The sequence below is a fragment of the Rhodosalinus sp. FB01 genome (assembly GCF_041365715.1).
Classification (GTDB): domain Bacteria; phylum Pseudomonadota; class Alphaproteobacteria; order Rhodobacterales; family Rhodobacteraceae; genus Rhodosalinus.
This window is the reverse complement of sequence record NZ_JBGFSH010000002.1, coordinates 361145-381499: the sequence shown is the minus strand read 5'-3', so window position 1 is coordinate 381499 and position 20355 is coordinate 361145. Positions and strand designations below refer to the sequence as shown.

At 70.2% G+C, this 20355-nt stretch carries 13 protein-coding genes and 1 pseudogene; 7 read left to right on the top strand and 7 right to left on the bottom strand.

Annotation, left to right across the window (positions count from 1 at the left end):
• Nucleotides 1–64: 64 nt before the first annotated feature.
• The gene (locus tag AB6A65_RS04540) at nt 65–3691 is read left to right on the top strand and encodes a hydantoinase B/oxoprolinase family protein (protein WP_371037170.1); all 3627 of its coding nucleotides are present in this window, start codon (nt 65–67) and stop codon (nt 3689–3691) included.
• Nucleotides 3692–3740: 49 nt separating this feature from the next.
• Here AB6A65_RS04540 and AB6A65_RS04535 read toward each other — a convergent pair whose 3' ends face one another.
• The 4 genes and pseudogenes from AB6A65_RS04535 to AB6A65_RS04520 all read right to left on the bottom strand — a co-directional run.
• Nucleotides 3741–4523: a YdcF family protein gene (locus AB6A65_RS04535; RefSeq protein ID WP_371037169.1), complete on the bottom strand. Its 783-nt coding sequence runs from the start codon at nt 4521–4523 to the stop codon at nt 3741–3743.
• A 12-nt stretch (nt 4524–4535) separates the two neighbouring features.
• Nucleotides 4536–5546: an SDR family NAD(P)-dependent oxidoreductase gene (locus tag AB6A65_RS04530; RefSeq protein ID WP_371037168.1), complete on the bottom strand. Its 1011-nt coding sequence runs from the start codon at nt 5544–5546 to the stop codon at nt 4536–4538.
• A 69-nt stretch (nt 5547–5615) separates the two neighbouring features.
• Nucleotides 5616–6920 (bottom strand): amidohydrolase, encoded by a 1305-nt coding sequence (locus AB6A65_RS04525; protein WP_371037167.1) that lies wholly within the window; start codon nt 6918–6920, stop codon nt 5616–5618.
• Nucleotides 6921–7011: 91 nt separating this feature from the next.
• A pseudogene (locus AB6A65_RS04520) lies at nt 7012–7152 on the bottom strand (hypothetical protein); the annotation flags it as partial.
• A 537-nt stretch (nt 7153–7689) separates the two neighbouring features.
• Here AB6A65_RS04520 and AB6A65_RS04515 point away from each other — a divergent pair.
• On the top strand, nt 7690–8943 hold the full coding sequence (locus tag AB6A65_RS04515; protein WP_371037166.1) for an aminotransferase class V-fold PLP-dependent enzyme: 1254 nt from the start codon (nt 7690–7692) through the stop codon (nt 8941–8943).
• Nucleotides 8944–9018: 75 nt separating this feature from the next.
• On the opposite strand, the gene AB6A65_RS04510 is transcribed toward AB6A65_RS04515, so the two are convergent.
• On the bottom strand, nt 9019–10620 hold the full coding sequence (locus tag AB6A65_RS04510; RefSeq protein WP_371037165.1) for an ABC transporter substrate-binding protein: 1602 nt from the start codon (nt 10618–10620) through the stop codon (nt 9019–9021).
• Between the two features lie 164 nt (nt 10621–10784).
• Between AB6A65_RS04510 and AB6A65_RS04505 the strand changes: the two genes are divergently transcribed.
• Genes AB6A65_RS04505 through AB6A65_RS04495 form a run of 3 tightly spaced genes read left to right on the top strand, consistent with a single transcriptional unit; the run spans nt 10785 to nt 14351 of the window.
• Entirely contained in the window at nt 10785–11765 is a 981-nt protein-coding gene (locus AB6A65_RS04505) for an ABC transporter permease (protein WP_371037164.1), read from the top strand.
• Entirely contained in the window at nt 11762–12682 is a 921-nt protein-coding gene (locus AB6A65_RS04500; RefSeq protein WP_371037163.1) for an ABC transporter permease, read from the top strand. Before AB6A65_RS04505 ends, AB6A65_RS04500 begins: the two co-directional genes overlap by 4 nt.
• Complete coding sequence (locus AB6A65_RS04495) at nt 12672–14351, top strand: ABC transporter ATP-binding protein (protein ID WP_371037162.1); 1680 nt, start codon at nt 12672–12674, stop codon at nt 14349–14351. Before AB6A65_RS04500 ends, AB6A65_RS04495 begins: the two co-directional genes overlap by 11 nt.
• Nucleotides 14352–14363: 12 nt before the next feature.
• Here the strand turns inward: AB6A65_RS04495 and AB6A65_RS04490 are convergent, their stop codons facing one another.
• The gene (locus tag AB6A65_RS04490) at nt 14364–16874 is read right to left on the bottom strand and encodes a copper-translocating P-type ATPase (protein WP_371037161.1); all 2511 of its coding nucleotides are present in this window, start codon (nt 16872–16874) and stop codon (nt 14364–14366) included.
• A 131-nt stretch (nt 16875–17005) separates the two neighbouring features.
• Nucleotides 17006–18325, bottom strand: a complete 1320-nt coding sequence (locus AB6A65_RS04485) for an aspartate aminotransferase family protein (protein WP_371037160.1) — start codon at nt 18323–18325, stop codon at nt 17006–17008.
• A gap of 125 nt (nt 18326–18450) precedes the next feature.
• On the opposite strand from AB6A65_RS04485, the gene AB6A65_RS04480 reads away from it, so the two are divergent.
• A complete protein-coding gene (locus AB6A65_RS04480; protein WP_371037159.1) occupies nt 18451–19314 on the top strand; it encodes a MurR/RpiR family transcriptional regulator in 864 nt (287 codons plus the stop codon).
• 41 nt (nt 19315–19355) lie between these two features.
• The gene (locus AB6A65_RS04475) at nt 19356–20324 is read left to right on the top strand and encodes a TAXI family TRAP transporter solute-binding subunit (RefSeq protein ID WP_371037158.1); all 969 of its coding nucleotides are present in this window, start codon (nt 19356–19358) and stop codon (nt 20322–20324) included.
• Nucleotides 20325–20355: the final 31 nt, after the last annotated feature.

The window sequence follows — 20355 nt, the reverse complement described above, 5'->3', positions numbered from 1 at the left end:
TGACCAGACGTTATCAATTTGTCAACGATTTGTCATCGAATGATCGATGACAGGAGTGACGGTGATGGCGGACGCGGCGAACGGGCGGTGGGATTTCTGGATCGACCGCGGCGGCACGTTCACCGACGTGATCGGCCGCGCGCCGGGTGGCGAGCTTACAGCCCTGAAGCTTCTGTCGGAGAACCCCGGCGCCTACGACGACGCGGCGATCGAGGGCATCCGTCGGCTGCTCGGCGCGGAGCCCGGCGCGATCCCGCCCGAGCGGGTGGGCACCGTGCGGATGGGCACCACGGTCGCCACCAACGCGCTGCTCGAGCGCAAGGGCGACCGGACGCTCCTTCTGGTGACCGAGGGATTCCGCGACGCGCTTCGAATCGCCTACCAGGACCGGCCCGACATCTTCGCCAAGGAGATCGTCCTGCCCGAGATGCTCTACGAGCGCGTGGTGGAGGTCGAGGAGCGCGTACGCGCCGACGGCACGGTGGAGCGCGCCCTCGATCTTCCGGCCGCCCGCGCCGCGCTGGAGGCCGCCAGGGCCGACGGCATCGACGCCGTGGCCATCGTGCTGATGCATGCCTGGACCGCGCCCGACCACGAGCTCGCGCTGGCCGAGGCGGCGCGGGAGGTGGGGTTCGGGCAGGTCTCCGTCAGCCACGAGGTCTCGCCGCTCATCAAGTTCGTGGGCCGGGGCGACACGACGGTCGTGGACGCCTACCTGACGCCGATCCTCTCGCGCTACGTCGAGAAGGTGGCCGGTGCGCTGGGCGCCACGCCCCCCGACGCCGAAGGCCCGACGCTTCAGTTCATGATGTCCTCGGGCGGGCTCACGGCCGCGGACCGCTTCAAGGGGCGCGACGCGATCCTTTCGGGCCCCGCGGGCGGCGTGGTGGGCATGGCGCGCACCGGCCAGATCGCCGGCGAGGACCGTGTGATCGGCTTCGACATGGGCGGCACCTCGACCGACGTCGCCCATTTCGACGGCGCCTTCGAGCGCGCCTTCGAGACGCAGGTGGCCGGCGTCCGGATGCGGGCGCCCATGCTTCGCGTGCACACGGTGGCCGCCGGGGGCGGCTCGATCCTGCACGCCGACCCTGGGCGTTTCCGCGTCGGGCCGGATTCGGCAGGCGCCGACCCGGGCCCCGCCTGCTACCGCCGCGGCGGGCCGCTCACCGTCACGGACGCCAACGTGATGCTCGGCAAGCTGAACCCGGACTACTTCCCGGCGATCTTCGGGCCCGACCAGGACCAGCCGTTGGACCGCGGGACCGTGGCGGAAAAATTCGCCGAGATCGCCGAGGCCGAGGGCAAGACGGCGGAAGAGGTCGCGGAAGGCTTCCTGCGCATCGCGGTGGAGAACATGGCGGGCGCCATCAAGAAGATCAGCGTGCAGCGGGGCTACGACGTCACGCGCTATCTCCTGAACGCCTTCGGCGGCGCGGGCGGGCAGCACGCCTGCCTCGTGGCCGACGCGCTGGGGATGACGAAGGTGCTCGTCCATCCGCTGTCGGGGCTTCTGTCGGCCTACGGCATCGGGCTCGCCCGCGTGACCGAGGCGCGCCAGCGGGGCCTCGAAACGGAGCTCGGGGGCGCGCGGAAGAGCGAGGTGGAAACGGCCCTCGCCGGGCTTTCCGAAGAGGTGCGGGAGGCGCTCGCCGCGCAGGGCGTGCCGGGCGACGGGATCGAGATCGTGCCGCGGCTGCATCTGCGCTACGCGGGCACCGACACGGCGCTGCCCGTCGCGTGGACGGGCGACGTCGCCGTGGCGCGACAGGCCTTCGAGGCCGCGCACGAGGCCGAGTTCGGCTTCACCGACCCCGACGCGGCGCTCGTGATAGAGGCGGCCGAGATAGAGGGCCTTGCCGCCGAGCCCGCCGCCGACCCCGAGCCACGCGGCGAGCCGGTCGAGGGAGAGGCCGATGCCGAGGACGAGGTGGAGCTCTTCACCGGGGGGGAGGCGCACGGCGCGCGTGTCGTCCGCCGCGAGGCGCTGGCCCCCGGCCGCACCGTGACCGGCCCCGCGCTCATCATCGAACCGAACCAGACCGTGGTGGTCGAGCCCGGCTGGCGCGCCGAGGTGACGGCGCGCGACCACATCCTGATGCGCCGCGTGGAGGCCGCGGCACGGACGCGCGCGATCGGCACGGAGGCCGATCCGGTGTTGCTGGAGGTCTTCAACAACCTCTTCATGAACATCGCAGAGCAGATGGGCGTCGCGCTTCAGAAGACGGCGCGCTCCGTCAACATCAAGGAGCGGCTGGATTTCTCCTGCGCGGTGTTCGACGCCGACGGCGCGCTGGTGGCCAACGCCCCGCACATGCCGGTGCATCTCGGCTCCATGGACCGCTCGGTGGAGACGGTGATCCGCCTCAACGCGGGCGAGGTTCGGCCGGGCGATGTCTTCGCGCTGAACGCGCCCTACAACGGCGGGACTCATCTGCCGGATATCACGGTGGTCACGCCCGTCTTCGACGACGAGGAGCAGGAGATCCTCTTCTGGGTGGCCTCGCGCGGGCATCACGCGGATGTGGGCGGCGTGGCGCCGGGATCGATGACGCCGCTGGCCACCACGGTGGACGAGGAGGGCGTGCTCATCGACAATTTCCGGCTCGTGGAGGCCGGCCGCTTCCGCGACGCGGAGGTTCGCAAGGTGCTGACCGATCACGCCCGGCCCGCGCGCAACCCCGATCAGAACGTCGCCGACCTGAAGGCGCAGGTCGCCGCGAACGCCCGCGGCGCGGCGGAGCTGCGGCACATGATCGACCAGTTCGGGCTGGAGGTCGTGCAGGCCTACATGGACCATGTGCAGGACAACGCGGCGGCCGAGGTGGCCCGCGTGATCGGGCGGCTTTCGGACGGCGAATACGAGTATCCCACCGACACCGGCCAGGTGATCCGCGTGAAGATCACCGTCGATCGCGACCGGGGGGAGGCGACGGTGGACTTCACCGGAACCTCGGAGGCGCAGGCCAACAACTTCAACGCGCCCGAGCCGGTGACGCGGGCCGCGGTGCTCTATGTCTTCCGCGTGATGGTCGAGGCGCCGATCCCGATGAACGCGGGCTGCCTGCGCCCCGTGAAGATCGTCATCCCCGGGGGCTCCATGCTCTCGCCCCGCTATCCGGCCGCGGTGGTCGCCGGCAATGTCGAGACCAGTCAGCATGTCACCAACGCGCTCTTCGGCGCGCTCGGCGCGATGGCCAACAGCCAGGGGACGATGAACAACCTCACCTTCGGCAACGACCGGCACCAGTATTACGAGACCATCTGCTCGGGCAGCCCGGCGGGCGTGCGCAACGACGGCACGGGTTTCGCGGGCACCTCGGGGGTGCATGTCCACATGACGAACTCGCGCCTGACCGACCCCGAGATCCTCGAACTGCGCTATCCCGTGCTACTGGAGCGGTTCGAAATCGACGAAGCCTCCGGCGGGGACGGGCGCTGGCGCGCGGGCGACGGCACCACCCGGCGCATCCGCTTCCTCGAGGCGATGGAACTCGCGATCCTGTCCTCGCACCGGGACCGCCCGCCGCAAGGCCTCGAAGGCGGCGCGGCCGGCCGGGTCGGACGCACCGAGATCCATCGCGCCGACGGAGGGACGGACGCGTTGCGCGCCGCCGACCAGACCGAGGTGGCCGAAGGCGACGCGGTGGTGATCGTCACGCCCACCGCCGGCGGATACGGCGCGGCCTGATCCGGAACGGCGTGCGCGGCCCCGGCGGCCGCGCCGTCGCGCCCCGCCCTCAGCGCCCCGTGATGCCGTAGACGAAAAGGCCCACGCGCTCGTGCACCGCGCGCCCGAGAAGATCGAGCTGGCGCGTGAAATCCCATGACAGCAGTCGCGGGCGCGGCGATGCGCGCTGATCGACGGGCCAAGCGGTCATCTCGGGCCAGCCCGCGCGCTCGAAACTGCGCATCGCGCGGGGCATGTGCCAGGCCGATGTCACCAGCACCCAGCGCGCGTCCGGCGCGGGCGCGGCGAGCGCGAGGCTCATCCCGGCGTTCTCGGCGGTGTTGCGAGAGGCGGTCTCGAGCAGGATCCGGCCGGGCTCGATTCCGTGGCGCAGGAAGAAGGCGCGCGCCACGCCGGCCTGCGCGTCGCTCAGCTCGCCGAGGTCGCGCAGCGCGCCGCTGCCGCCCGTGAACATCAGCCGCGCCTCGGGGAAACGCCGGGCCAGCACGACCGCCTCGGCGAAACGCTCGCCGCCCTCGTTCGTCTGGGGCAATCCGGTGAGCCGGGTCATGTGAGCCAGCTCGGCCCCGCCCAGCACGACGATCCCGTCCACCCCGGCCAGCGTGGGCGCGGGCGGGTAGCGGGCCTCGAGCGGGCGCAGTGTCCAGTGCCCCACCGGCAGCACCGCGATGGCAAGCGCGAAGGCCAGCGTGAACGCACCCCAGATCCGCGCGGCCCCGGTTCGCCCCAGAGCCGCGGCCCCGAAGGTCAGCGCGATGCCGAGGATCAGGATCGTGTCGGGCCGGATGAGCGCCCAGCCGATCTTCGAGACGACGAAGAAGAGGGTACCCACCGGATCGCCCGCTCAGACGTCGTAATACGCGCGATACCACGCGACGAAACGCGCGAGACCGTCGGCGAGATCGGTCCGGGGGGCATAGCCGGTCAGGCTTCGCAGCAGCGACGCGTCCGCCCAGGTGGCCGGCACGTCGCCGGGCTGCATGTCCATGAAGTTGCGCTCGGCCGTCACGCCGAGCGCGGATTCCAGCGCGTCGATCATGTCGGTGAGCTTCACGCTGGTGGAGTTGCCGATGTTCACGATGCGATGGGGCGCCACCGGAGAGAGGCTGTCGCCCGGCGCGATGGCCGCCGGGCTCGGGGGCCTTTCGGGTGGCACGTCCATCAGCAGCCGGATGCCGCGCACGAGATCGTCCACATAGGTGAAGTCGCGCCACATCTCGCCATGATTGTAGACGTCGATCGGGCGGCCCTCGAGCATGGCGCGGGTGAACTTGAAATAGGCCATGTCCGGCCGGCCCCACGGCCCGTAGACGGTGAAGAAGCGGAACATGGTGGTTGGGATGTTCCACAGATGGGCATAGGCGTGGCCCATGCTTTCCGTGGCCTTCTTCGTCGCCGCGTAGAGCGTGAGCTGGGTGTCGGCCTTCTGCGTCTCGGCATAGGGCACCTCGGTGCTCGCGCCGTAGACCGACGAGGTGGAGGCCATCATCAGGTGGCGCACCCCATGCCGCCGCGCGGCCTCCATCACGTTGAAGGTGCCGGTAAGGTTCGCGTCCACGTAGGCGCGGGGGTTCTCGAGGCTGTAGCGCACGCCTGCCTGCGCGGCGAGATGCACGATGATATCCGGCGCGAAGGCGTCCACCGCGGCATCGAGCGCGGCGCGGTCCTCAAGCATCGTCTCGGTGGCGGTGAAGCCCTCCATGGCCGAGAGGATCTCGTGGCGCCGGCGCTTCAGCGCGACGTCGTAGTAATCGGTCATCCCGTCCAGCCCGTGGACGGTCACCCCTTCGTCCAGCAGCAGCCGGGCGAGATGGAAGCCGATGAAGCCGGCGGTGCCGGTGACGAAGACGCGCATCGCCGAAATTCCCTGCCCGTTGACCGTTGCGGGCTTAGCCCAGAGGACGGGATGCGGCAACAGGTGCGTTCAGCCCTCGACCCCGGCCATGAGCGCCGCGCCGAAGGTGCCGGCCACGCAGGCGCCGCTGTGCGGGGCCTGCGCCGCGAGCCGCGCGAAGCGGCGCTGCGCGGGCGCGGCGCCCTGCGCCTCCATCGTCACGGCGGCGCGTCGCAGCATCTCGGCGAAGGGGTTGTGGCCGTCGCGGGCGGGGCGGTAGCGCAGCCGCGTCTCGTCGGTGGTCGCCTCGTAGATCGTCTTGCCCTCCTTGATCGTCGCGGCGACGGTGAGCCGGTCCAGCGTTTCGGGATCCACGGCGGTGGGATCCTCCGACAGGATGACGAGATCGGCCAGCTTGCCCGGCGCGATGGAGCCTTTCCGGTCCTCCTCGAAATGCTTGTAGGCTGGCCAGATCGTGATCGCCTTGAGCGCCGTCGTCACGTCCACCCGATGGTCCGGGCCGATGATGTCGCCCGAACGCGAGCGGCGCGTCACCGTGGCGTCGAGGATGCGCATGGAATCCGGGAAGGCCACCGGCGCGTCGTGGTGCGAGGAGAACATCATCCCGCGCTGGCGCACCCAGCCCGTGGGCGAGATGTTGTCGGCCGCGGCCGGGCCGACCGTGTGCTCGCGGTGCCAGTCCCCCCAGTAGAAGGGGTGCATCGGGAAGAGCGAGGGGAACACGCCGAGGCGGTTGAAGGAATCCACCTGGTCCTCGCGCAGGAACTGGCCGTGGATCAGCACCGGCCGGCGGTCGCCCGTCCCGTACGCCTCGGTCGCGGTCTCGATCGCGGCGATGAGGATGTCGCTCGCGCCCTCGCCGTTGGAGTGGGTGAGGATCTGGATCCCGTTCGCGAAGGCCCAGTCGATCGCGTCGAACACCTGGTCGTCGCTGGGCGCCGTGTCGCCGCGGTATCCCGCCCGCAGATGCGAGGGCGGGCGGTAGCAGGGCCTGTCGCGGCAGGCGGTGAAGCCCTGGGGCGAGCCGTCGATGGTCAGCTTCGCGCCGCCCACCCGCACGCGGTCGGTGTAGTCCGCCGAGGCGGTCCGGGCGATGAAATCGCGGTCCATCAGCACGTCGGGATAGACCACCACGTCGATGTCGATCCCCTCTTCGGTCGCCACCTGCCGGATCATGCGCGTGGTGGACGGGCTCGCCCGGCCCTCCTGCGCGGTGGTGTAGCCGTAGCTCGCCGAGAGCTCCGCGCCCGCCCGGAAGATCACGCGGCCGCTGTCCTCGTCGAGATCGCGGACGAGCGAGAGCAGCGCCCCGAAGAACGCGACCTCCTCCAGCACGCCGTTCGGTTCCTCGCTGCCCTCGTAGCGCCGGATCACGCCGCCCGCCGGGTCCGGGCGTGTCGGCGATGATGCCGGCGATTCCCTGCGCGGCGGAGTTCACGGTGGCGATGTGCCCGGACTGGTGGATCACGATCCCCGGCAGCTCGGTCGAGACGGCGTCGAGCTCGTCGCGGGTGGGGTGGCGCTGTTGGGCGAACTGCGCGTCGTCGTAGCCGAAACCGATGACAGGCCGGCGCGATCCACCCGACCCGGGTTTCTCCCCGCCCATTCCGCCAGCACCGCCTGCATCACGGCGATGTCGTTCACCTCCCCGTCGGGCGCGGGCAGCATGTTGGCGGACAGCGGCTGGACCCTGACCATGAAGACATGGCCGTGGGCGTCCACGAAGCCCGGGGATGAGCGCGCCCGGCAAGATCGACCATATCGGTTTCCGGGCCACGGTGGCGCATCACCTCCGCCTCCGTCCCCACGGCGAGGATATCGCCGTCGCGCACCGCGACGGCCTCGGCGCGGGGCCGGTCGTCCTGCATGGTGAGAACGGGGCCGCCGTGGAAGATTCGATCCGCCGCCTCTTGGGCGAAGGCGGGGTAGCAATCATGAGCGGGGCGGAGAAAAGGAGCGGCGCGCGGTGGATCATGGTGGCCTCGTTCCGTTTGTGGCACCAGCCCCCGCGGCTACCGCGCTTAGTTTACCTTACGGCATGTATCCTGCAATTGAATCTCTCGCGCCGACGTCCCAAAGAGGTCGCGCCGCCGGGCGGCCCGGCACGAGGGCCGCCAACGACAACCCGAAGGAGCCTTGCCGCATGTCCGCCTTTCCGCCCGAACTGCTTTCAGAGGTCCGCGCGCGCTTCGCCCATGTGGAGGAATGCCCCTTCACCGGACCGCGCGTCTTTTTCGAGAACGCGGGCGGCGCGCTCACGTTGAAATCGGTGGCCGAGACCTCCGCGCGGTTCGCCGCGATCCCGGACAACCAGGGGCGCGACAACCCGGCCTCGGCGGAACTCATGCGCGTGATCGCGACGGCGCGGGCGGACATGATGCGGCTTCTGAACGCGCCCGGGGGGCAGATCGTCGTCGGCGAAAGCGGGACGGAGATGCTGTTCCGCATGATCCGCACCGCCTGCATGGCCGCGCCCGGCGGCGGGCAGGTGCTGGGCAGCACGCTCGAGCACCCGGCCTCGCGGAGCGCGGCGGCGCACTGGGCCGGGCACGCCGGGCTGGCACATGTTCTCGTGCCGCACGACGACGCCACGGGGACCGTGGGGCCCGAGGCCTACCGCGCCGCGCTCACGCCGGAAACGCATGTGGCGACGATCGTGCATACCTCGCCCGTCACCGGCATGGGCGTGGACATCGCGGGCGTCGCCGCCGCGATCCGGGAGGTCGCGCCGGACTGCGTGATCGTGGTCGACGGCATCCAGCACGCCGCCCATGGCGCCATCGACCTCTCCGAGGCGGGCGTCGACGGGTATGCGATCTCGCCCTACAAGATGTTCTCGCGGCACGGCTACGGCGTGGCGTGGCTCTCCGACCGGCTGGCGGCGCTGCCGCATGAATGCCTCGTCGGCGGCCCGGCGGAGCAGTGGGAGCTCGGCACCCGCGACACCGGCGCCTACGCCACGTTGTCGGACGTGGTCGGCTATCTCGACTGGCTGGGCGGGCAGGTGTCGGGCGAAACCGGGCCGCGCGCCCGGCTGGAAGCGGCCGCGGGGGCGATCCACGCCCATGAGCGCGCGCTCACCGACGCGATGCTCTTCGGCGCGGACAACCTGCCGGGCCTCGACGCGATGGAGCAGGTGCGGATCGTGGGCGGCGCGCAGAACCCGGCGCGGGAGGGGCTCGTCTGCTTCTGGGTGGAGGGCAAGCCCTCGGCCGAGGTCGTCTCGGCGCTGGGCGCGGAAGGCATCCGCGTGCACATCCGCAAGGACGACCATTATTCCGGCAACATCCTCGGTCCGCTCGGCCAGGCCGACTGCATCCGCGTCTCGATGTGTCACTACAACAGCGTGGCCGAGGTGGCGCGCTTCCTGTCGGCGATGCAGTCCATCGCCGCCTGAGGCCGGAACGGAAAACGCCCGGCGGTGCTGGCCGCCGGGCGTGGTTTCGGATCGGTCGGAACCGGTCTCAGGCGATCAGGCCATCCACCAGCGCTGGCTCGCCTTGCCGCCGTCGAGCTCCCAGTTCGCCGCGACCGCCTCGCCATAGGCCAGATCGTTCGAGACGCCCATGATGTAGTTGGCGAACATCGGCACCAGCGCGCCGCCGTCGTCGTGGATCAGGCGCTGCGCCTCGAAATAGAGCTCGGCGCGCTTCTGCTGGTCGAGCTCGGCGCGGGCCTCGTCCACGATGCCGTTGAAGGTCTGCGCGGCCTCGGTGGTGCGCCAGTCGGTGTCGTTCCACTCGGTGTCTTCGACGTAGGCCGAGGAGAACATCCAGTCCGCCGTCGGCCGGCCGCCCCAGTAGCAGGCGCACCATGCCTTCTTGTTCCAGACGTTCGACCAGTAGCCGTCCGAGGGTTCGCGCACGACCTCGACGGTGATCCCCGCCTCCGCGGCCGAGGCGGCAACGAGCTGCGCCGCGTCCACCGCGCCGGCGAAGGCCGCGTCCGAGGCCGAGAGCTGGATCGGCCCGCTGTGGCCCGACTTCTTGTAGTGGAAGGCCGCCTGATCGGGATCGAACTCGCGCTGGTTCAGCCCCTCGGCGTGGAAGGGCACCGCCGGCGACAGCGGGTGGTCGTTGCCCACCCTGCCGTAGCCCATCAGGATCTTGTCGACCAGTTCCTGCCGCTTCACCGACAGCTTCAGAGCCATCCGCAGGTCGTAGTTGTCGAAGGGCGCCATGGTGACCCGCATCGGGAAGGTGTAGTGCAGGTAGCCCGTCTTCTCGAGGATCGAGATGTTGGGCGCGCGGCCCAGGAGGTTCGCCGTCTTCGGGTCGACCCGGTCGATCAGGTGGACCGAGCCGTTCATGAGCGCGTTCTGGCGCGCGGTGGGATCGACGATCGACAGGATCTCGACCGTGTCGAACCAGGCCGCGTCCTCGACGTGATAGTCGTCGTTGCGCCGGCCGATCACGCGCACGCCGGGCTCGAAAGTCTCGATCTTGTAGGGCCCGGTGCCGATGGCCGCGGTGGGATCGATCGCGCCGTCCTGCGACGGCATGATCAGCAGGTGGTAGTCCGACAGGATGAACGGGAAGTCCGCGTTGCCCGACGCCAGGGTGACGACGAGCGTGTCGCCCTCGGACGTCATTTCGATCACGTCCGCCAGCAGGCCCTTGGCGGCCGACTTCGTGTCTTCGCCGCGGTGGTGGTTGAGCGAGGCGATCACGTCCTCGACCGTCAGCGTCTTGCCGTTGTGGAAGGTCACGCCCTGCTTGATCGGGAAGCGCCAGGTCGCGGCGTCGGGCGTGGCTTCCCACCCTTCGACGAGATCGCCGCGCAACGTGCCGTCGGGCGCCACCTCGGTCAGCGAGTTGCCCCAGAGATAGCCCAGGTTCAGCATGAACCCGTTCTCGTAGGTCGCCGGGTCGAGGCTGTCGGTGGTCGAGCCGTGGCCCATCCCGATCTTGAGGTCGCCGCCGCGCTTGGGCGTCATCGCCATCGCCGTGTCGGCCATGCCGACGGCGGCGGGCAGCACCACGCCGGCGGCCATCAGAGACGAGATGAATTCCCGCCGCGAAAGGCGTCCCCGGCGCAGGCGCGCGCGTTGCAGCTCGATGAAACGGTTCTTCATGTGGCGTCTCCCTGGATATTGTCTTTAGAAATATTCTTCGCGGATGCCGAGGTTGGCAGGCACGCGTTGCTCGGATAGCATAACAAGGCCCCGCAGCCGAGAGAACCCGTTTCGAAACGGCGCGGCGCGGGGCGCGGGTTGGCAGACAGGGGGAATATCGGCCCATGCATCCGGTCTTGCGGACGGTCCTTCAGCGCCTTGCGCTGGGCCTGCTCACGCTCTTCATCGTGTCGATCGTCATCTTCGCGTCGGTGCAGATGCTGCCCGGGGACTTCGCCGAGGCGGTGCTCGGCCAGGCGGCGACGTCGGAGACCGTGGCGGCCTTCCGCCGGGAACTCGGCCTCGACCAGCCGCCGGTGATCCGGTATTTCGACTGGGTCGGCGCGCTCGCGCAGGGTGATCTCGGCACGTCGTTCTCGGGGCGGGCGGCCTCTGGCGTCGACCGCTCCCGCGACGTGGCCGATCTGGTGGGTCCGCGGCTGGCGAACACGCTCTTCCTGGCGGGCATGACGGCGCTGATCGCGGTGCCGCTCGCGCTCTTTCTCGGCATCACCGCGGCGCTCAGGCGCAACAGCCTCTACGACAAGACGGTAAGCACCGCGACGCTGACCACGATCTCCTTTCCGGAGTTCTTCGTGGCCTACATCCTCATCCTGCTGCTCAGCACGCTCTGGCCCGTCTTCCCTAGCCTCGCCGACGTGGGCCGCGACATGCCGCTCTGGGACCGCGTCTACACCACCGCGCTGCCCGCGCTGACGCTGACGCTGGTGATCGTGGCGCACATGATGCGTATGACGCGGGCGGCGATCATCAACCTGCTCGCCAGCCCCTACATCGAGATGGCGCGCCTCAAGGGGGAGCCGCCGCGCCGCGTCATCCTGCGCCACGCGCTGCCCAACGCGTGGGCGCCCATCGCCGCGGTGATCGCGTTCAACCTCGCCTATCTCGTGGTCGGCGTGGTCGTGGTGGAGGTGGTCTTCGTCTACCCGGGCATCGGCCAGCTCATGGTGGATGCGGTGAGCTCGCGCGACATCCCGGTGGTGCAGGCCTGCGCGCTGATCTTCGCGGCGACCTACATCCTTCTCAATCTCATCGCCGACATCATCGGCATCGTCACCAACCCGAGGCTCCTGCACGCCAAATGACCGACCAGACCGAAAGCTACTCGGCGGCAGGCGAGGTCGCTCAGCTCCGCACCCGCCGCTCGCGCCGGGAACGGATGTGGATCGAGCTCCGCAAGGCCCCCCCGACGGCCCTTCTGGGCCTCGGCATCATCCTGATCTACGCGTTCGTGGCGATCTTCGCGCCGTGGCTCGCCCCTTATGGCGAGGCGGAAGTTCTGGCACAGTCCTACGCGCCCTGGAGCGCGGAGCATCCGCTGGGCACGGACCAGATCGGGCGCGACATCCTCACCCGGCTGATCTACGGGGCGCGCAACACCATCGGCATCGCCTTCATCACGACGCTTCTGGCGTTCGCGATCGGTGTGTCGCTGGGTCTGATCGCCGCGATCAACCGCTCCTGGCTCGACCAGGTCATCAGCCGCGGCGTGGACGTGCTCATGGCGATCCCGTCGCTCATCTTCGCGCTGATGCTGCTGTCGATCTTCGGCTCCTCGGCGCTGTCGCTCATCCTCATCATCGCGGTGCTCGATTCCACCCGCGTCTTCCGGCTGGCGCGCTCGGTCGCCGTGGGCGTGGCGGTCATGGACTACGTGGAGGCGGCGCGGCTCCGGGGCGAGGGCCTCGCCTGGGTGATGCGCCGCGAGATCCTGCCCAACATCATGCCGCCGCTGGTGGCCGAGTTCGGGTTGCGGTTCTGCTTCGTGTTCCTGACCATCGCGGCGCTCTCCTTCCTGGGCGTCGGCATCCAGCCGCCCACCGCCGACTGGGGCACGATGGTGCGCGAGACGGCGAACCTCATCCAGTTCGCGCGCTTCGATCTGAAGGCCGGGCTCACCCCGCTGATGCCGGCGGCGGCGATCGCGCTGCTGACGGTGGCGGTCAACTTCGTGGTGGACTGGTTCCTTCACAAGACAAGCGGGTTGCGCGATGAACACTGAGCTTTCCGACACGACGGACGCCAAGGCCACGCCCGCGCCCGACCGGGATGGCGCGCCGCTGCTGGAGATCCGCGGCCTGAAGATCGAGGGCTTCGCGGACGAGAAATGGAACCCGATCATCAAGGGCGTGGACCTGACGCTGCATCGCGGCGAGGTGCTTGGCCTCATCGGCGAATCGGGTGCTGGCAAGTCCACCCTCGGCCTCGCCGCCATGGGATTCGCGCGCTCCGGCGTGCGCTTCGCGGGTGGCTCGGTGCGCTTCGACGGCATGGACCTGCTGGCGATGCCGGAACGCAGGCGCCGCAAGCTCTGGGGCACGCGGATCACCTATGTCGCGCAGTCCGCCGCCGCCTCCTTCAACCCCGCGCACCGGCTGATCGAGCAGACCGTGGCGGCAGCGGTGCGCGAGGGCCTCAAGACCGAAGCCGAGGCCATCGCCGACGCCAAGGCGCTTTATGCCCAGCTTCAGCTTCCCGAGCCCGACAGGATCGGAGACCGCTACCCGCACCAGGTGTCGGGGGGGCAGCTTCAGCGGGTGATGACGGCCATGGCGATGTCGGGCCGTCCCGACCTCATCGTGTTCGACGAGCCGACCACCGCGCTCGACGTGACGACGCAGGTCGAGGTGCTGATGTCCATGCGCAGGATCGTGGACGAGTTCGACACCGCCGCGATCTACATCACCCACGACCTCGCCGTCGTCGCGCAGATGGCCGACCGCATCAAGGTGCTGCGCTACGGCGAGGAGGTGGAGGAGGCGCCCACCCGCGAGATGCTGGAGCACCCGAAGGAAGCTTACACCCGAAGCCTCTGGTCGGTGCGGAGCCTCCGGAAGCCCGCCGAACCGTCCGAGGACGTGGTCCTGTCGATCCAGGGCGTGGACGCGGCCTACGGCAACAAGGTGAAGGTTCTGCACGACATCAGCGTCGACCTGCCGCGCGGCCGCACCGTGGCGCTGGTGGGCGAATCGGGTTCGGGCAAGTCCACCACGGCGAAGGTCGTCACCGGGCTGCTGCCGCCCTCGAAGGGCGAGATCCTGTTCGAGGGCGAGGCGCTGCCGCCGGAACTCAAGCAGCGCAGCAAGGAGCAGCTGCGCCGCATCCAGATGATCTACCAGATGGCCGACACGGCGATGAACCCGCGCCAGACGGTGGGCGAGATCATCGGCCGGCCGCTGACCTTCTACCACGGGCTGAAGGGTCAGGCTCTCGAGCGTCGCGTGGTGGAGCTGCTCGAGCAGATCGAACTCGACGCGGGGTTCTACGACCGGCTTCCCGGCGAACTCTCCGGCGGGCAGAAGCAACGCATCTGCATCGCCCGCGCGCTGGCCGCCGAGCCGGAGATCATCATCTGCGACGAGGTCACCTCGGCGCTCGACCAGATCGTTCAGGAGGGGATCCTGAAGCTCTTGATGCGGCTTCAGAAGGAGCGGGGCATCTCGTATCTGTTCATCACGCACGATATCGCGACCGTGGAGGCGATATCGGACGAGATCGTCGTGATGTATCAGGGCCGCGTGGTCGAGCAGGGCCTGAAGGACCGCATCCTGTCGCCCCCGCATGCCGAGTACACCGAACTCCTGCTCTCGTCGGTGCCCGAGATGGATCCGGACTGGCTCACCCATCTCCTCGAAGAGCGCGGGCAGGACGAGACGGCGGCGGGCGCCTGACCCGCCGCAACGCTATTCGGCCGGCGCGGGTTGCGGGGCGGGCCGCGGCCTTGCCGTGTTCCCGGCGCCGGGCGTCGCGGGGCGGACCCTTTTGAGCCGCAGGGCGTTCATCAGAACGAAGACAGACGACAGCGCCATGGCCCCCGCCGCGAGCGCGGGCGACAGCAGAAGGCCGGTGGCGGGATAGAGCACCCCTGCCGCGACCGGAATGAGCGCGGTGTTGTAGCCGAACGCCCAGAAGAGGTTCTGGGCGATGTTGCGCATCGTCCGCCGGGACATGTCGAAGGCGGTGGCGACACCGCCCAGGTCGCCCGACATCAGCACGACGTCGGCGCTTTCGATGGCGACGTCGGTGCCGGTGCCGATGGCGATGCCCACGTCGGCATGGGCCAGCGCGGGCGCGTCGTTGATCCCGTCGCCCACGAACGCCACGCGGCGCCCGCCGGCGCGCAGCCCGTCGATCGCGTCGATCTTGCCGCCGGGCAGCACGCCGGCCACGATCCGGTCGATGCCGGTTTCGCGGGCGATGGCCTCGGCGGTCTCCTGCTTGTCCCCGGTGATCATGGCGACCTCGAGGCCCTGCGCGCGCAGCGCGGCGATGGCCGCGGCGCTCGTCGGCTTCACCGGGTCGGCCACGGCCAGAACGCCGGCGAGCCGCCCGTCGACGGCCGCGAAGAGAGCGGTCCGCCCGCGTTCGGCCAGCCTTTTCTCCTCCGCTTCGAGGGGGCCGGTGTCGATGCCGTCCCGCGCCATCAGCCGGTCGGCGCCCACGAGAACGTCGCGGCCGTCGACCCGGGCGCGGATGCCGTGGCCCGCAATGGCCTCGAAATCCTCGGCGTCGGCGAGGCGCAGCCCCTCGGCCCGCGCGGCCCTGAGGATCGCGTCGGCCACCGGATGCTCCGACCCGGCCTCCGCCGCCGCCACGAGGGCCAGCACCTCCGCGCGCGTCGCGCCCTCGGCCGGGATCAGGTCGGTCAGCTCGGGCCGCCCCTCGGTGATGGTTCCGGTCTTGTCGAGGGCGACCACCTTCGCGCCGCCCAGCGTCTCGAGCGCGTCGCCCTTGCGGAAGAAGACGCCGAGCTCGGCCGAGCGGCCGGTGGCGACCATGATCGAGGTCGGCGTGGCCAGCCCCATGGCGCAGGGGCAGGCGATGATCAGGACCGAGACCCCCGCCACCAACGCCATCGTGACCGCCGGCGCGGGGCCGAAGATCAGCCACGCGGCGACCGTGACCGCCGCCGCCGCCATCACGGCCGGGACGAACCAGAGCGTGACGCGGTCCACGAGGCGCTGTACCGGAAGGCGGGCGGATTGCGCCTCTTCGACCATGCGGACGATCTGCGACAGCGTCGTGTCGTCGCCCACCCGCGTCGCGCGGAAACGGAAGCTGCCGGTGCCGTTCACCGTGCCGCCGGTGACGGTGTCGCCCGGGCCCTTGCCGACGGGCTCCGGCTCGCCGGTGATCATGCTTTCGTCGACGCGCGCCCCGCCCTCCGTCACCTCGCCATCGGTGGCGATGCGCTCGCCGGGGCGCACCACCAGGATCTCGCCCGCGCGGATCCGTTCGACGGGCACTTCCTCCACCTCGCCGTCGCGCAAGACGCGGGCGGTGCGCGGCTGAAGCCCCAGAAGCCGCTCGATCGCCGCGCCGGCACGGCCCTTGGCGCGCGCCTCGAGGTAGCGGCCCGCCAGGATGAGGGTGACGATGACCGCCGCCGCCTCGTAATAGACCGCGCGCACGCCTTCGGGCAGAAGCCCGGGTGCGAAGGTGGCGACGACGGAATAGAGGTAGGCCGCCGACGTGCCCAGCGCGACGAGGCTGTCCATGTCGGGCGCCCCGCGCATGAGGGCGGGAAAGCCGCGCCGGTAGAAGCCGCGCCCCGGCCCTGCGAGCACGAGCGTCACGAGCGCGAACTGCAAAAGCCAGCTGGCCTGGTGGCCGATCGTCTGGCCGATGAAATGGTGGATCGCGGGGATCGCGTGGCCGCCCATCTCGATCAGGAAGACCGGCAGCGTGAGCGCCGCGGCCAGGATCGCGCGGCGCCCGGTTTCGCGTGCCTCCGCGTCGCGGCGGGCGCCCCGGCTTTCGCGCGCCTCGGCGTCCTCGGGCGTGGCGTCGTATCCCGCCTCGGCCACCGCGCGCACGAGATCGTCGGCGGATGCCGCGCCCTCGAGCATCGTGACGGTCGCGGTCCCGGCGGCAAGGTTCACGCGCGCCTCCAGCACGGCGGGCACGGCCGCGAGCGCGCGTTCCACCCGCCCCACGCAGGACGCGCAGGACATGTCGTCCACGGTGAGAGTCCGCGTCTCGGTGCGGGCGGGATAGCCCGCGGCTTCGAGCGCGTCGGCCGCGGCCGCAGCGGTGGCCGGATCGGCGACCGACAGCCGTGCCTGACCGGTGGCGAAATTCACGTTGACGTCCGACAGGCCCGGCACGGCCTCGAGCGCGCGCTGCGCCCGGCCCGCGCAGGAGGCGCAGTTCATGCCATCGATCGACAGTGTCAGCGCTTCGGTGCTCGTCATGGTGCCCTCTTCCGGCTTCGTCTTGGAGCCATAGATGGGGCTTCCAGTGACTGGAATGTCAACGGGCCCGCGGTGGGCGCGGACGACACGGGAAGGACGGCAGGCGCCTGGCGGACCGCGCGGGCCCCGGCTCAGAGCACCGTGTCGAGGGCGCGGCCGAGCTTTTTCACGATCTCGCCCACGTGGTCGTCCTCGATGATGAAGGGCGGGGCGAGCAGGACGTGGTCCCCGCGGCGGCCGTCGATGGTGCCGCCCATCGGGTAGCAGATCAGACCGGCATCGAAGGCCGCCGCCTTGAGCTTGCGGTGAAGGCCGAAGTCGGGGTCGAACGGTTCCTTCGTCTCGCGGTCCCGCACGAACTCCATCCCCAGGAAAAGCCCGCGGCCCCGGATATCGCCCACGTTCGGATGCTGGCCGAAGGCGGCCTCGAGAGCATCGCGCAGCCTGCCGCCCATCGTGCCCGCGCGCTCGGCCAGCCCGCCCTCGGTGAGTTTCGTCACCACCACGTCGGCCGCGGCGCAGGCGGTGGGGTGGCCGTTGTAGGTGTGACCGTGCTGGAAGAAACCGGAGCCCGCGACGATCGCGTCGTAGCTCGCGCCGGTGCAGAGCGCCGCCCCGATCGGCTGGTAGCCCGCGCCGAGCCCCTTGGCGATGGTCACGATATCGGGCGCGATCCCTTCCTGCGCGCAGGCGAAGAGGCTGCCCGTGCGGCCCATGCCGCACATCACCTCGTCGAGGAGCAGCAGAACGCCGTGGCGGTCGCAGATCTCCCGGATGCGGGCGAAATAGCCCGGCACAGGGGGCACCGCGCCGGCCGTGGCGCCCACCACGGGCTCGGCGACGAAGGCCGCCACCGTTTCGGGGCCGAGGCGCAGGATTTCCGCCTCGAGCTCGTCGGCCACGCGCAGGCCGTAGGCCTGTAGGCTCTCGTCGTCGCGCCGGTCGCGGTAGGCGTAGCAGGGCGCGATATGGCTCGTTTCCACCAGCATCGGCGCGAAGGGCGCGCGCCGCCATGCGTTGCCGCCCGTGGCGAGTGCGCCGAGCGTGTTGCCGTGATAGCTTTGCCGGCGCGCGATGACGCGGTGGCGTTCGGGCTGGCCGATCTCGAGGAAATACTGTCGCGCGAGTTTCAGCGCCGCCTCCACGGCCTCGGAGCCGCCGGAGACGAGATACACCCGATCGAGACCCGGCGGCGCATGGGCCGCGAGCCGGTCCGCGAGTGCCTCGGCGGGCTCGGAGGTGAAGAAGCCGGTATGAGCGAAGGCCAGCGTCTCGGACGGGCGGCGGATCGCCTCGGCCACGTCACGGTCGCCGGGGCCAAGGCAGGAGACCGCGGCGCCGCCCGAGCCGTCGAGATAGGCCTTGCCCGTGCTGTCGTAGATGTAGACGCCCTCGCCGCGGACGGCGGTGGGCGGCAGGGAGCGGGGCGCGCGCGGAAAGATGTGGGACACTGGAGCGGGCCGCTTTTGACTATGGCATGCAAGGGAGAAGCGAAACACATGCGTCACATGTTGACAAGACGTGAAACGAAATGGAACAAATCCGGGCGTGACGGTTTGCATGGGGGAGCGGACGCGTGCAGGAGCCTCTCGATGCGCGGCTTGCCGAGTCCTACACCGCGCTCAGCGCGACGCTGAAACAGGCGGCGGACTACGTCATCGACAATCCCGTGGCGGCGACCTCGCGGAGCCTGCGCGCGGTCGCGCAGGACAGCGGCGTTTCGCCCGCCGCCTTCTCGCGCATGGCGCGCGCGGTGGGCTACGACAGCTTCGAGGCGCTGCGCGAGGAGATGCGCGGCACGCTCGACCGCCGGATGAGCCGTTTCTCGGAACGCGCGGGCCTCATGTGCGACGCCCGCGCCGGTGGCGCCGCGGCGTTCTTCGAAAGCCACATGGAGGCCTGTTCCGCCAATATCCGCAGGCTCGGCGAGACGCTCGCGCCCGCCCGGCTCGAAGCCGCGGCGGAGGTGCTGCACGGCGCGCGCCGCGTCGTCCTGGTGGGCGCGCTGGGCTCCTCGGGCGTCGTCGAGCATGTCGCCTACATGGCGCAGTTCCTGTCGCCCGGCTGGACGCTCGCGGCGCGGGCGGGCGGGTCGATGGGCGCGGCGCTTGCCGGGCTGGGGCCGCAGGACGCGGTGCTCGTCGTGACCAAGCCGCCTTGCGCCACGGCCTCGCTGCGCGCCGCCGCGCTCGCCCGCGAGCAGGGCGCGGCGGTCATCGTCGTGACCGACACCCACGCCTGTCCGGCCTTGCCGCACGCCACGCATTCGTTCATCGTGCCGGGGCAGGGGCCGAATTTCTTCACCTCCTACACGTCGACGCTTTTCTTGCTGGAGGCGATCATGGGGCTCGTGGCCCGACGGGGCGGCGCGGAGGCGCGCCGCCGGATCGAGGAGGTCGAAGCGCGCAACCGCCGTCTGGACGAAGTCCAAGACGGCTGAGCGCACCCCGAAAGACGACATCAACCAAGAGGGAGACTGTGATGTTCCACAAAGCCAGACTCACCATCGCCGGGGCGGTCGCCGCGGCACTGATGGCCCCCGCGGCCTTCGCGCAGGATTTCATCACCATCGGCACCGGCGGCGTGACCGGCGTCTACTACCCGACCGGGGGCGCCATCTGCCGGCTCGTGAACAAGGACCGGCGCGAGCACGGCATCCGCTGCTCGGTGGAGTCCACCGGCGGCTCGATCTACAACATCAACACGATCCGCGCGGGCGAGCTGGAATTCGGCGTCGCGCAGTCGGACTGGCAGTATCACGCCTACAACGGCTCCTCCCGCTTCGAGGAGCAGGGCCCGTTCGAGGACCTGCGCGCGGTCTTCTCCGTGCACCCCGAACCCTTCACCGTGGTGGCGCGCGCCGACGCGGGCGTCACGACCTTCGAGGACCTCAAGGGCAAGCGCGTCAACATCGGCAACCCGGGCTCCGGCCAGCGCGGCACCATGGAAGTCGTGATGGAGGCGATGGGCTGGACCACCGATGATTTCGAGCTCGCCACCGAATTGAAGGCGGCCGAACAGTCCGCCGCGCTCTGCGACAACCAGATCGACGCGATGGTCTACACCGTGGGTCACCCCTCGGGCTCGATCCAGGAAGCCACCACGGCCTGCGACTCGGTGCTGGTGCAGGTCGACAACGAGACGATCCGCGAGCTCGTCGCCGAGCGTCCCTACTACCGCATGGCGACCATCCCGGGCGGCATGTATCGCGGCAATGACGCGGACGTCACGACCTTCGGCGTCGGCGCCACCTTCGTGACCTCCGCCGACGTGTCGGAAGAGGCCGTCTATACCGTGGTCAAGGCCGTGTTCGAGAACTTCGGCGACTTCACCGGCCTGCATCCCGCCTTCTCCGTGCTCAAGAAGGAGGAGATGGTGAAGGACGGTCTGTCGGCGCCCCTTCATGCCGGGGCCGAGAAGTACTACCGCGAGGCCGGCCTGATCGAGTGACGGCCGCTGCGGCAGGGCGCGGGCCGGTCCC

What these genes read in the sequence shown, in the direction of transcription:
- AB6A65_RS04540 (WP_371037170.1), top strand. Translation starts at nt 65, where the DNA reads ATGGCGGACGCGGCGAACGGGCGGTGGGATTTCTGGATCGACCGCGGC.
- AB6A65_RS04530 (WP_371037168.1), bottom strand. Translation starts at nt 5,546, where the DNA reads ATGCGCGTCTTCGTCACCGGCACCGCCGGCTTCATCGGCTTCCATCTC.
- AB6A65_RS04515 (WP_371037166.1), top strand. Translation starts at nt 7,690, where the DNA reads ATGTCCGCCTTTCCGCCCGAACTGCTTTCAGAGGTCCGCGCGCGCTTC.
- AB6A65_RS04510 (WP_371037165.1), bottom strand. Translation starts at nt 10,620, where the DNA reads ATGAAGAACCGTTTCATCGAGCTGCAACGCGCGCGCCTGCGCCGGGGA.
- AB6A65_RS04505 (WP_371037164.1), top strand. Translation starts at nt 10,785, where the DNA reads ATGCATCCGGTCTTGCGGACGGTCCTTCAGCGCCTTGCGCTGGGCCTG.
- AB6A65_RS04500 (WP_371037163.1), top strand. Translation starts at nt 11,762, where the DNA reads ATGACCGACCAGACCGAAAGCTACTCGGCGGCAGGCGAGGTCGCTCAG.
- AB6A65_RS04495 (WP_371037162.1), top strand. Translation starts at nt 12,672, where the DNA reads ATGAACACTGAGCTTTCCGACACGACGGACGCCAAGGCCACGCCCGCG.
- AB6A65_RS04490 (WP_371037161.1), bottom strand. Translation starts at nt 16,874, where the DNA reads ATGACGAGCACCGAAGCGCTGACACTGTCGATCGATGGCATGAACTGC.
- AB6A65_RS04475 (WP_371037158.1), top strand. Translation starts at nt 19,356, where the DNA reads ATGTTCCACAAAGCCAGACTCACCATCGCCGGGGCGGTCGCCGCGGCA.